Annotated in this window: 12 protein-coding genes and 2 pseudogenes; 7 read left to right on the plus strand and 7 right to left on the minus strand. The window is 67.2% G+C overall.

Translation table 11 applies throughout. The features are described from left to right. Window positions 1–21 precede the first annotated feature (21 nt). From dapB to MBENS4_RS01565, 5 genes are all read left to right on the plus strand, one after another. Window positions 22–750, plus strand: coding sequence for a 4-hydroxy-tetrahydrodipicolinate reductase (dapB, locus tag MBENS4_RS01545; RefSeq protein WP_039388259.1), 729 nt, complete (start codon window positions 22–24; stop codon window positions 748–750). Window positions 751–763: 13 nt separating this feature from the next. Next, entirely contained in the window at window positions 764–1,570 is an 807-nt protein-coding gene (locus MBENS4_RS01550) for a potassium channel family protein (RefSeq protein ID WP_039388261.1), read from the plus strand. Between the two features lie 12 nt (window positions 1,571–1,582). Next, the gene (gene nth, locus MBENS4_RS01555) at window positions 1,583–2,278 is read left to right on the plus strand and encodes an endonuclease III (protein ID WP_039388264.1); all 696 of its coding nucleotides are present in this window, start codon (window positions 1,583–1,585) and stop codon (window positions 2,276–2,278) included. A 90-nt stretch (window positions 2,279–2,368) separates the two neighbouring features. Next, window positions 2,369–3,307, plus strand: a complete 939-nt coding sequence (locus MBENS4_RS01560; protein ID WP_052321925.1) for an ion transporter — start codon at window positions 2,369–2,371, stop codon at window positions 3,305–3,307. 68 nt (window positions 3,308–3,375) lie between these two features. Next, on the plus strand, window positions 3,376–3,789 hold the full coding sequence (locus tag MBENS4_RS01565) for a hypothetical protein (protein ID WP_052321926.1): 414 nt from the start codon (window positions 3,376–3,378) through the stop codon (window positions 3,787–3,789). Between the two features lie 40 nt (window positions 3,790–3,829). Here MBENS4_RS01565 and MBENS4_RS01570 read toward each other — a convergent pair. Together MBENS4_RS01570 and dapE are read right to left on the minus strand one after the other, a co-directional pair. Next, a pseudogene (locus tag MBENS4_RS01570) lies at window positions 3,830–5,067 on the minus strand (dicarboxylate/amino acid:cation symporter). 81 nt (window positions 5,068–5,148) lie between these two features. After that, complete coding sequence (dapE, locus tag MBENS4_RS01575) at window positions 5,149–6,294, minus strand: succinyl-diaminopimelate desuccinylase (protein ID WP_039388269.1); 1,146 nt, start codon at window positions 6,292–6,294, stop codon at window positions 5,149–5,151. 60 nt (window positions 6,295–6,354) lie between these two features. Here dapE and MBENS4_RS01580 point away from each other — a divergent pair, with 60 nt between their 5' ends. Both MBENS4_RS01580 and MBENS4_RS01585 read left to right on the plus strand, forming a co-directional pair. Beyond that, complete coding sequence (locus MBENS4_RS01580) at window positions 6,355–6,828, plus strand: cupin domain-containing protein (RefSeq protein WP_039388271.1); 474 nt, start codon at window positions 6,355–6,357, stop codon at window positions 6,826–6,828. 18 nt (window positions 6,829–6,846) lie between these two features. Then, a complete protein-coding gene (locus MBENS4_RS01585) occupies window positions 6,847–7,728 on the plus strand; it encodes a PhzF family phenazine biosynthesis protein (RefSeq protein WP_039388273.1) in 882 nt (293 codons plus the stop codon). Window positions 7,729–7,826: 98 nt separating this feature from the next. Here the strand turns inward: MBENS4_RS01585 and MBENS4_RS01590 are convergent, their stop codons facing one another. The 5 genes and pseudogenes from MBENS4_RS01590 to MBENS4_RS26305 form a co-directional block, all read right to left on the minus strand. After that, entirely contained in the window at window positions 7,827–8,231 is a 405-nt protein-coding gene (locus tag MBENS4_RS01590; RefSeq protein ID WP_144400822.1) for a glycine zipper 2TM domain-containing protein, read from the minus strand. A 137-nt stretch (window positions 8,232–8,368) separates the two neighbouring features. Then, complete coding sequence (locus tag MBENS4_RS01595) at window positions 8,369–9,232, minus strand: S1/P1 nuclease (RefSeq protein ID WP_039391527.1); 864 nt, start codon at window positions 9,230–9,232, stop codon at window positions 8,369–8,371. After that, entirely contained in the window at window positions 9,232–9,900 is a 669-nt protein-coding gene (locus MBENS4_RS01600) for a glutathione S-transferase family protein (RefSeq protein ID WP_039388278.1), read from the minus strand. Before MBENS4_RS01600 ends, MBENS4_RS01595 begins: the two co-directional genes overlap by 1 nt. Before the next feature lie 85 nt (window positions 9,901–9,985). Next, entirely contained in the window at window positions 9,986–10,987 is a 1,002-nt protein-coding gene (locus MBENS4_RS01605) for an inorganic phosphate transporter (RefSeq protein ID WP_039388281.1), read from the minus strand. A gap of 16 nt (window positions 10,988–11,003) precedes the next feature. Then, a pseudogene (locus MBENS4_RS26305) lies at window positions 11,004–12,127 on the minus strand (DUF47 family protein). Between the last annotated feature and the right edge of the window lie 87 nt (window positions 12,128–12,214).

The raw sequence follows: 12,214 nt of genomic DNA on the forward strand, positions 1-12,214 counted from the left end.
AGCCTTGAATGGAGACGGCAAGTGGTACGAATCGGAATTATCGGCAGTAACGGACGCATGGGGCAGGCCATTGCGCAGGCGATCGCAGACGCAGGGCTCGACCTTGCGGGCGGCGTGGACCGCGATGGCGACGTCGCGGGCCTTGCCGCCAAGGCCGACGTGCTGATCGACTTCTCCAGCCCCGATGCGCTGGAAGGGAACCTGGATGCGGCCGTTGCAGCGAAGGTCCCTATGGTGATCGGCACGACCGGCCTTGCCGAGCGCCACCACTGGCTGATCGACGAGGCCGCCGCCGAGATCGCGGTGCTCCAGACCGGCAATACCTCGCTCGGCGTCACGCTCCTTGCCCACCTCGTGCGCGAGGCCGCCGCGCGGCTCGGCAGCGACTGGGATATCGAGATCGTCGAGACCCACCATCGGATGAAGGTCGACGCCCCCTCGGGCACCGCGCTCCTCCTGGGCGAGGCCGCCGCCAAGGGCCGCGACGTCACGCTCGGCGACGTGTCCGACCGGGGCCGCGACGGCATCACCGGCACGCGCGAGGAAGGCCACATCGGCTTTGCCGCGCTGCGCGGCGGCACGGTCGCAGGTGATCACACCGTCCACTTCCTCGCCGACAACGAGCGCCTCGCCCTCTCGCATATGGCCGAGAACCGCGGCATCTTTGCCAAGGGCGCGGTCAAGGCCGCGCAGTGGGTCCGCGAGAAGGACGCAGGCCGCTACACCATGCCCGAGGTGCTGGGGCTCTAAGGGGAGGTCAGGCTTGCGCCGCTACGTCCACGACCAGCTGTTCATCCATTCCGAGGCGGCGCAGCTGCGCCATGGCCTCTCGTGGATGAACCGGCTGATGGTGACGACGATCCTGGCGGCCATCCTGCTTACCGTCCTGGCCAGCGAGGAGACCCTGTTCCAGCCCCACCGCGCGCTCTTCATCGGGGCCGAGATGGTCTTCGGCGTCATTTTCGGCGTTGAGTACCTGGCGCGGGTGTGGGCTGTGGTCGAGGATGATCCGGCTACGCCCGCCTGGAAGATGCGGCTGCGCTTCATGGCAACGCCGGTGGCCCTGCTCGACCTCATCGTGGTGATTTCCTCGCTTCTGCCTTTCTTCTTTTCCGACCTCGCCGTGCTGCGCCTGATCCGCCTGCTCCGGCTTGCTGCGCTCATCAAGTTCAGCCACTTCTCGATCGCGCTGCGCGAATTGATGCACGCACTCACCGACCGGCGCTACGAACTGCTGGTGACCCTGGCGCTGGGCGGCGGACTGCTTCTCCTGGGTGCCACCGCGCTCTACTGGGCCGAACGCGAGGTCCAGCCCGAAGCCTTCGGTTCGATCCCGCGCGCGCTGTACTGGGCGGTCATCACCCTGACGGCGGTGGGCTATGGCGATGTCTCGCCCGTCACGCCGCTCGGCAAACTTCTCGCCTCGCTCGTGGCGATGAGCGGGATCGGCCTGGTCGCGATGCCGACCGGCATCATGGCGGCGGCCTTCAGCGACGCGATGCAGCGCCGCCGCGCGCTCAACGCCCCCACCCTCGCCCGCCGCGAGGATGACGAAACGGACCCGACGTGAAAAAAAGACGATATCTTCGAATTCTTCCGCCGCCTCGCCGAGCTCAATCCCGATCCGGTGACCGAGCTGGAATTCGGCAACGTCTACCAGCTCCTCGTCGCCGTGACGCTTTCCGCGCAGTCGACCGACGTGGGCGTCAACAAGGCGACGCGCCGGCTATTCCAGGAGGTGAAGACCCCGGCCGAGATGGTCGCGCTGGGCGAAGAGGGGCTGAAGGAGCACATCAAGACGATCGGCCTGTTCAATTCCAAGGCGAAGAACGTGATCGCGCTCTCGCAGATGCTGGTCGAGAGGCATGACGGCGAAGTCCCTGCCGACCGCGACGCGCTTGTCGAATTGCCCGGCGTCGGGCGCAAGACCGCCAATGTCGTTCTCAACTGCGCCTTCGGGGCCGAGACCTTCGCGGTCGACACCCATATCTTCCGCGTCGCCAACCGCACCGGCATGGCGAAGGGCAAGACCCCGCTCGCGGTCGAGAAGGGACTGGAAAAGAAGGTCCCCCACCCCTTCCGGGTCGGTTCGCACCACTGGATGATCCTGCACGGGCGCTACATCTGCAAGGCGCGCACGCCCGAATGCTGGCGTTGCCCGGTCGTGGACTTGTGCGACTTCAAGGCCAAGGTGCTGGAAAAAGGCGCCAAGCCCGCGCCCGCGAAGAAGCCCGCCGCACGCAAGGCGACCGTGCGCAAGCCTGCCGCCAAGGCCTGATATCCCCACTCCGGTTGCGTCTGGTCAAGGCAGCCCCCAAGCGTCTAGGCTAGGTCCTTGAGGGGCCACGCAAAGCAGCCAGGAGGGGGCATGGCGGACGCGCAGACTTTCGAACACGAGACACGGGCCCGCCCGCTTTGGGGCGGTCCGGCTCCAGGCTGGCGCGCGCGAATCTACCGCATCGCCTTCGAGGCCGAGACGCCTGCAGGCCGCCTGTTCGACAAGGTCGTGATCGCCGCGATCCTGCTGTCGGTCTGCGTTGTTTTCGCCGATTCGATCCCCCGCCTCCACGCCCGCTGGGCGCGCGAGTTCCTCTTCGCCGAATGGGGCTTCACCGCGCTGTTCACCGCCGAGTACGCGCTGCGGATCGTGTGCCTGCGCCAGCCCTGGCGGTACGCAAAGAGCTTCTACGGCATCATCGACCTGCTGGCGGTGGTGCCCACCTATCTCGCGCTGCTGTTCCCCGCGATCCATGTCCTGATCGACGTGCGGGTGCTGCGGCTCCTGCGCGTCTTTCGTATCTTCAAGCTCACCGCCTACATCGCCGAGTACCAGCAACTGGCCGTCGCGCTGGCCGCAAGTCGCCGCAAGATCGCGGTGTTCCTCGCCTCGGTCCTGCTCATCGTCGTGGTGCTGGGCTCGCTGATGTACGTGATCGAGGGGCCCACCCACGGCTTCACCTCGATTCCCGTCTCGATCTACTGGGCGATCACCACGATGACGACGGTGGGCTATGGCGACATCATCCCGCAAACACCCGTGGGCCGGTTCGTGACCGCGCTGATGATGCTGCTGGGCTGGGGCACGCTGGCGGTACCGACCGGCATCGTCACCAGCGAGATCGCGCTGCACCGGGGACGCGGGCCGGAATCGCTCGACCGGGCCACGCGCGGAGCGATCGGCCTCTCGCCCGCACCGCCCTGCACCGCCTGCGGCGAAGCCGAGCACCTGCCCCGCGCGCGCCATTGCCACGCCTGCGGCGCGCGCCTGCCGCGTCCCGCCGAGGCCGAACCCGAGCCTTCACGCTGACACGCCGCCTGGAACATGGCAGGATGCCCCTTCGTTGCAGAAGTCCGAGACGCCATGGGAGAGCACCGATGCCATTTCACGCCGCGACCAGGAGCCTCGTGCGCCTTCTACCGTTTGCCGCGCCGCTGGCGCTGGGCGCCTGCGCGCAAGGGGAGCCCCGCCCGGCACCTCCGCCAGAGCCCGCTGCCGAAGTGATCGGCGAGGCGCGCGACTGCCTCCCGCTCAACAGTTTCTCGTCGACCGAGATTCGCGACGACTACACCATCGACTTCCTGAGTGCGGGCCGCCGGAACGTATGGCGCGTCACGTTGCCCAACCGCTGCTCGGGCCTGCGCGCGGCGGACACCTTTACCTACGAGACCTCGCTGACACGGCTGTGCCGCAACGACATCATCTATCCGCTGCAGCGCATCGGCAACGGCTTCCAGCGCGCAGGCGGCTGCGGCCTTGCGCCCTTCGTGCCGGTCAAGCTCGAGAAGTAGGAGCCAAGGGCAGGTTCAAGCCCTGCCCTGCCCTGCCCGATCAGACATCGTCCGCGCTGATCATTTCCGCGCGGTCGATCTCGCCGGTCATCACCGCGACCGTGGTCGCCACGGCCGCATCGCCCGAGACGTTGGTGGTCGTGCGCATCATGTCCATGATGCGGTCGACACCGGCGACCAGCGCGATGGTCTCGAGCGGCACGCCGACCGCGCCAAAGACCAGCGCCATCATGATGAGGCCCGCGCCCGGAATGCCGGCCGCCCCCACCGCGCCCAGCGTGGAGAGGATCGAGATCAGGAAGTAGGCCCCCCAGTCGAGCTCGACCCCGAGACCTGCGCACCGAACAGTGTAGCCAGGCCCAGGTACATCGCCGTGCCGTTCATGTTGATCGTCGCGCCCAGCGACACGACGAAGCTGGCGACCGCGTTCGAGACGCCCAGGTTGCGCTCGGTGCAGCGCATGGTGACCGGCAGCGTCGCGTTCGAGGAGGCGGTGGAATAGCTGACGGCCATGGCATCGACGATGCCGCGGAAGAAATCATGCACCGGCAGGCGCGCGAGGAAATGGATCATCGCGCCGTAGATGCCCACGATGATGATAATACAGCCGAGGTAGTTGAGGCCGACCAGCTTGGCGAGCGCGATGAGCGCGTCCTGCCCCAGCGTGCCCGCCACCCAGGCCATCAGCGCGAAGACGCCGAACGGGGTCAGCTCCATCACGATCATCGTGACCTTCTGCATGACCACCGAGCCTGCATCGAAGATCTTGATGAGCGGGTGGCCTTCTTCCTTGGCCATGAGGATGCCCACGCCAATCAGCATGGCAAAGACGATGAGCGGGAGAACCTGTGCGTCGGCCATGACCTTGACCGGGCTTTCCGGGATCATCGAGAGGATCATGTCGACCGCGGTGGTCTCGTTGGGCGGGGGGACCGCGCCCAACTGAAGGCGACTGGTATCGAGGCCCTCGCCGGGCTTGAGCATGGTGCCCAGGAACAGGCCCAGCCACACCGCGATCTGCCCGGTGACGACGAAAAGCAGCATGGCGCGGCCACCGACCGCCCCCAGCTTGCGCAAGTCACCGATGGCGGTAACGCCCGAAACCAGCGAGAAGAAGATCAGCGGGACCACCAGCATCTTCACCGACTTGATGAAGAAGTCACCGATCCACTTGATCGAAGCCGCCTCCGGCCCCCACCAGATCCCGACCGCGATGCCCAGCACCAGCGCGGCAATCACCCGCTGCCACAGGGGCACCTTGAACCAGAAACGCACCATCGCTTTAGAACCCTTATCCCCCGGGCTCACGCGTGGTGGCGGCCCCTCATCCTGTCAGGCTCGCAAGTGCGAGCGGTTTTTTCAAGCCCGCAGAGCCGCTTGGGTTACCCGTGTATAGATCCGCGCGAGCGTTTCCAGGTCCGCGATGGCCACGGCCTCGTCACGTTTGTGCATGGTTGCGTTGCACAGGCCGAATTCGATGACAGGCGCGATGTCCTTGAGGAAGCGTGCATCGGACGTACCGCCCCCGGTCGAAAGCTCCGGTTCCACCCCGGTCTCGGCGCGGATTGCCTCGGCCAGCAGGTCGGAAAATTCGCCCGGCTGGGTCAGGAAGGATTCGCCCGAGATGACGGGCCGCGCACTGCCACCGTGCTTCTCGGCGATCGCGATGACCCGTTCGCCCAGTTCGGCCCCTGTATGCAGGTCGTTGAAGCGGATCGAAATGCGCGCCTCGGCCCTCGCGGGGATGACGTTGTGCGCTGGATTGCCGACGGTAAGATCGGTGACTTCCAGGTTCGAGGCCTGGAACCAGTCAGTGCCTTCGTCGAGCACGAGCGCGTCGAGTTCGCCCAGCATCGCGACCAGCTTGGTGATCGGGTTGTCGGCAAGGTGCGGGTAGGCCACGTGGCCCTGCACGCCCTCTACCGAGAGGAAGATGTTGACCGAGCCGCGACGGCCGATCTTCATCATGTCGCCCAGGCGATGGACCGAGGTCGGCTCGCCCACGAGGATCAGATCGGGCTTCTCGCCATGGGCCGCCATCCAGTCCATCAGCGCGCGCGTGCCATAGGTCGCGGGGCCTTCCTCGTCGCCGGTGATGATGAAGCTGATCGTGCCCGCCTCAGCCGGGATCTCGGCGGCCGCCGCGATCATCGAGGCGACCGAGCCCTTCATGTCGACCGCGCCGCGCCCGTAGAGAAGTTCGCCGCGCCGTTCCGGCAGGAACGGGCCCGAGGTCCAGCCCTCGCCCGGCGGGACCACATCGACGTGGCCCGCGAAGCTGAAGTGGCGGCTGCCTTCCGGGCCGCGGCGCACCGCATAAAGATTCTCGACCGGACCGTCGGGAGCCTCGCCCGCCACGAAGCGGTGGACCTCGAAGCCGAGCGGGGCCAGCTGCTCTTCCAGGCAGTCGAACACCATGCCGGTGGCCGGGGTGACACTGGGGCAGGCGATCAGCGCTTCGGCCCGTTCAAGGGCGCTTGCGGTAAGGGGCAGGGTCTGGGACATAGGAATGCGCCATCGCACAGCCCTTGCGTCTTGACCATAGCCTCTTGAGGAGAGACCGCCATGCCCCGCATCGATCTCGACGCCCTGCCCCGCACGAACGCCACCGGATACCCTGCGCCTTTCGACGCGGCCGTCGCCGGGCGCTGGTGGGCACGGCTCGCAGGTCCCGGCGGCCTCACGCAGATGGGCGCCAGCCACGTCACGCCTGAGCCCGGCGCCTGGTCAAGCCAGCGCCACTGGCACGAGGGGCAGGACGAACTTCTCGTGATGCTGGCGGGCGAAGCCGTGCTGGTCGAAGACGCAGGGCGAACCCTGCTGCGCGCAGGCGACATCTGCGCCTGGCCCGCGGGCGCGCCCGATGGCCATTGCCTCATCAACGAGAGCGATGCCCCCTGCACCTTCGTCGCGATCAGCGCTGGCCCGGAACGGGGCGGCTGCTATTCCGATATCGACATGGCCTGGGACGAGCGCGGCTTCGTCCACAAGGACGGCACGCCCTATCCCGGCGCCCGTCCCGCCTCTGCCACCACCTGAACCACGGAACTCTCCCCGATGCCTCTCCCACGCGCCTACACGGTCGTCGATGTCTTTTCCCAGGTGCCCTTCTACGGAAATCCCGTCGCCGTTGTCCTGGATGCCCAGGGCCTGTCCGAGGCCGAGATGCAGACCATCGCGCGCTGGACGAACCTGTCCGAGACGACCTTCGTGCTGCCGCCCAGCGACCCGCGTGCCGACTATCGCCTGCGCATCTTCACGCCGGCCAGCGAACTGCCCTTTGCCGGGCACCCCACACTGGGGAGCGCGCACGCGATGATCGCGGCGGGCCGGGTTTCACCGGGCCCCGAGGGGCTTGTCCAGGAATGCGCGCGCGGGCTTGTCCCGATCCGCATCGAGGAGGCCGAAGGCACGGCCCGCCTCGTCTTCACCCTGCCCGAAGCCCAGGTTACCCCGCTGGGCGAGGCCGCCATTGCCGATCTTGAAGCCTATCTCGGTGCCCCCATCGACCGAGCCCTCGAACCGGTGCGTGTGGACGTCGGTGCGGTCTGGGTCGTGGCGCGGCTGAGAAGCGCGCAGGACGTGCTGGCGCTCGAGCCCGATCTCACGCGCGGCGCCGCCTTCGAACGCAGCGTGAAGGCCACCGGCACCAGCGTCTATGCCCCCCATGCCGATGGTGGTCCGGCGGATATCGAGGTCCGCTCGTTCTGCCCCGCTGACGCCATTCCCGAGGACCCTGTCTGCGGCAGCGGCAACGGCGCGGTCGCAGTCGTGCGCAGGCGCGCGGGCGAGCTCGGCCCGGGCGAGGCGCGCTACAATGCGGCCCAGGGAAGCCGGGTTGGACGGGCAGGCCGGATTGCGCTTCGGGTCGCGGCGGACGGCGCGGTCGAGGTCGGCGGGCACTGCGTCACCTGCGCCAGCGGCCACCTCCACGCCTGACCCGCACGGACAGCGAACGCGAAACGGCCCGGCAGGGGAGCCTGCCGGGCCGTTTCCATCCAGTCGGGCGCGACTGCCCGCCTGCCCTTGTCATCCCATCAATGGCACTTCAGGTCGCCCCGGTCGATCGAGCGGCCGATGGCCCCGCCAAGCGCGCCGCCGACAAGCGAGCCGATGGTCTTGTCCTGCCCTCCGGCTAGGGCATTGCCTGCCAGCGCGCCGAGGCCCGCACCGACAAGAAGCCCGGTCGTGCCGTTGTCCCGCTTGCAGTGGTAGTGGCCATCCGATCCGCGCCAGACGTGGCTGTTGCGGGTGATGCGCTGGGGCTCGTGATAGCGCCCGTGCGAATCATAGCGGTTGTTGTCGTGGTGCCGGTTATCATGACGATTATCGTGTCGATTATCGTGACGGTTGTCGTGCCGGCGCGGCGGGTCCGCACTCAAGGGGGCCCCGGCCAGCAGCAGGCCCAGGCCCAGTGCGGCAACGATCTTCCTGTACAGCATCCTGTCCTCCATCGCATGGATGGAACCGGACTACGCCCGCCCAGGGGCAGTTCCAAGGCGCGGACCACGTTCCTCGCCGTAGCGGGGGATTCCCCCCATCCGATCTCAGGGTCAGCCCCTAGGCAGCCGGTTGCGGCTCAGCCTGCCAGCGCGGCATCGAGCATCTGTGCAAGCCGCAGGCCCGCCTGCTCGATTCGCCGGTCGACAATGGGAATCGCCTTTTCAATCGCCGCGTTGTCCCAGACGACCTTGCCAGCCGCCTTCGTCTCGCACGGCAGCGTTCCCCCGAACGCCGCCGGATAAAGGAAGTCGCGCGAAACCTCGTAGCTTTCACGCGCCCAGTCCTCGGTCCCACCGGTCGCCAGTTCGGCCTTCTCCGAGGCGCTGTAGGTGCGCACCAGCGGCGGGCGCGCCGACGTGATCGCACGCTCGGCCAGCACCCCGTCCCAGATCGAGTGCAGGTTACGTCCCGGCGCCGTGCCATAGTCGGCCTTCACCCGGTTTCCGCCAAGGTCATGGTTTTCGCCCACGTGAAGGGGCTGGTGCACGTCGCCCACGAAATGGACGAGAAAGGCCAGCGCTTCCAGGCGCAGGATCGGGGCAAGCTTGCGGTTGGCGAGAAGCTTTGCGTTGCGGTCGATCTGCGCGGTCACGCAGTTGCCGTCACGGCACTCGCTCTTGATGTCGAAGGTGCCGCAGATCGGCTGGTCGTGGTAGTGCCACGAGGAGGCATAGGCAAAGCGCCAGCGTTCGCCCTTGATGCAGTCCGGCCACACGGCGGCATCCTCAAGCGTCTTCATCGAACAGCGCGGCGTATCCATCTCGCCCTGGTGCGCCAGCAGGCGCGCCATCGCGGCCCGCGTCGCTGGCTTCACGTTCTTCCAGGCAATGGCGCCCACGGTCCGGTGGCCCATCGCCCCCCAGGCCAGCGCGGGCGCGCTCGACAGCGCGAACCCTGCAAGCGCGGCAAGGGCCGCCACGATGTTGAGCAGACGGCGCATCATGACTTCTCCGGGATCTCGTACTGTTCGATGACCCATTCCTCGGCCTCGGCCGCCGCGATCCAGGCCTGCATCCAGTCGTGCTCCCACACCGCCTGCATGTAGGCCTGCGCAAAGCCGGGGACGCCGATGCCATACGTCAGGAAACGGCTGACGACGGGCGCATAGATCAGGTCGGCCGCCCCGAAGGTGCCGAAGAGGAACGGACCGCCCTTGCCAAAGCGCGCGCGCGCCTCCGCCCAGAGCGTGAGGATGCGCACGATGTCGGCGCGCACGTCGTCGGTCATCGGGGCATCGGGAATGCGCTTGCGCACGTTCATCGGCAGGGTGCGGCGCAGCGGCAGGTAGCTGGAGTGCATTTCGGCCACCATCGAGCGCGCCATGGCGCGCGCGGCCTCGTCCTTGGGCCAGAACCGGTCGCGCCCGACTTTGTCGGCGAGGTAGTCGATGATCGCGAGGCTGTCCCAGACCACCGCCTCGCCGTCCCACAGGATCGGCACCTTGCCATGGCTGGGGGCCAGTTCCTCGCTGCTCGTCTGGACGTGCTGCCAGTCCTCGCCCAGCATCGGCACGGTCAGTTCCTCGAAATGAAGTCCCGACTGCTTGCAGGCCAGCCAGGCGCGCAGCGACCAGCTGGAATAATTCTTGTTTCCAATGATGAGCTTCACGGCGCCGGCATCCCTCTGGCTATGCCCGCAGGCCTAGGCCCTCCCCCCGGCGATGTCGAGGGGGAGGCATCTCATCGGGTCCGGCTCAGAAGGCCCGCGTGATCAGATAGAAGATGGCGCCGACGATGGCGCTGGCCGGAATGGTGATGAACCAGGCAACGATCACGCGGCTCGCGACCGACCAGCGCACCGCGCTGGCGCGGCGGGCCGCGCCCGTGCCCACGACCGAACCGGTGATGGCGTGCGTGGTCGAGACGGGAATGCCCATTGCACTGGCGCCGAAGACGACGATGGAACCGGCCGTCGAGGCGCAGAAACCCGAGTGGTGGTTGAGCTTGGTCAGCTTCGAGCCCATCGTCTTGATGATCTTCCAGCCCCCCGACAGCGTACCCAGCGCGATGGCCGTGTAGCAGGAGAGCACGACCCATTCGGGCACGTGGAAACCACCCTCAAGGTGCCCGGTCGAGTAGAGCAGAACCGCGATGATGCCCATGGTCTTCTGCGCGTCGTTGCCCCCATGGCTGATCGAATAGGCCGCCGAGGAAAACAGGTGCAGCGCCTTGAAGACCGTGGTCGAACCGCGCGGGCTGGTACCCTTGAACAGCCAGCTGGTCAGCAGCATCAGCACCATCGCAATCACAAAACCGATCATCGGCGAAAGGAAGATCGCCACCACCGTCTTGGTCGTGCCCGAGCTTTCGACGACCCCGAAGCCGCCGTGCATCATGCCCGCGCCCAAAAGGCCCCCGATCAGTGCGTGGCTGGAGCTGGAGGGAATGCCCTTGAGCCAGGTGACGACGTTCCAGAACATCGCGCCCACCAGGGCTCCAAAGACCACCGCCGGGGTGATCGCGTCGGCATCGACGATGCCCTTGCCCACCGTCTCGGCGACGTGGAGGCCCACGAACCAGTAGGCGATGAAGTTGCCACTCGCGGCGAAGAGCACCGCGACCACCGGCGAAAGCAGGCGCGTTGCCACCACGGTCGCAATCGCGTTGGCCGCATCGTGCAGGCCGTTCAGGAAGTCGAAGGCCAGCGCAAGGCCGACGAGGCCGATCAGCAGCGGCAGGGCGAGCGTGTGATCCATGGGATAAGGCTACGGCTCAGGCGTGGTCGATGACGAGACCGTCGATCTCGTTGGCGAGATCCTCGAAACGGTCGACGACGCGCTCGAGGCGCTTGAACATTTCCTGGCGCACGATGAAGTGCAGCGGCTCGCTCTGCTGGCTCGCCTTGTAGACGCGCTTGAGACCCGCGGCGTGGATGTCATCGGCATGGCCTTCCATACGCACCAGGCGCTCAGTCAACTCATGCAGGCGGTGGCCGTTGTCCGCGATCTTGCGCAGGAGCGGCATGATCTCGGCGGTAAGGCGCGCGGCATCGACGATGATCGCGGCCATATCGACCATCTCGGGCTCGAATTCTTCGACCTCATAGAGGCTGACCGCGCCCGCGACCTGCTGCATCTCGTCGATGGCATCGTCCATCGTGGTGATGAGGCTGGTGATCGCCGAGCGGTCGAAGGGGGTCAGGAAGGTGCGGCGGACCGACTGGAGCACCTCGCGGGTGATGTCGTCGGCGTCGTGTTCACGCTCCTCGATCTCGCGGATGTGCTGGTTGCGCCCCTGCCCGCCCTGCGCCAGGCGCGCCAGCGCATCGGCGCCGGCTACGAGCGTGGCGGCCTGCTTCTCGAAAAGGTCGAAGAACTCACCCTGCTGGGGGAGAAGCTTCTGAAACCAGGCGAACATTGCATTGACTCCTGTCCTGTCGGCCATGGCGAGAACACCCGTGCGGGGCTGGCGGCGGCGCGGAACTCGCTCGCACCGAAAGAGCGGATAAGCGCCCTCAGATCTTCCTCGTCGACCGCCTCGGCGGCCTCGGTCAGCGAGAACCAGCGCCGGTCGCGCTGGTGCTGCTCGTCCCAGGTCTCCAGCATCTCGGTGACGGCGAAGGGAAAGACATCGACATCGGCCCAGACCCGCGCGCCCGAAGCGCGACGCTTGCGATAGCGGAAGGAGCCGAGCGGAATGGGGCAGACCGCGCCGAGCACGCCGGCCTCTTCCTCGGCTTCCTGCGCGGCGGCCGCATGCGGGCTCTTGCCCTTCATCAGCCCGCCCTTGGGGATCACCCAGCGGCGTGTCTCGCGCGAGGTGATGAGGAGGATCTGGACGGGGGCGTCGATCGCCGGGCTTTCGCTGCGATATGGAAGAACGGCAATCTGACGCACAATGTGTCCCTTGGCTCCTGGGCTGGCGGAAGGTGGCCCGGATCGGCCGATTCGGGCCAGGGCCGCCGCCCGATACCTGCCCGCAGG

Origin of the sequence: Novosphingobium sp. MBES04 (assembly GCF_000813185.1) — a bacterium.
Taxonomy (GTDB): domain Bacteria; phylum Pseudomonadota; class Alphaproteobacteria; order Sphingomonadales; family Sphingomonadaceae; genus Novosphingobium; species Novosphingobium decolorationis.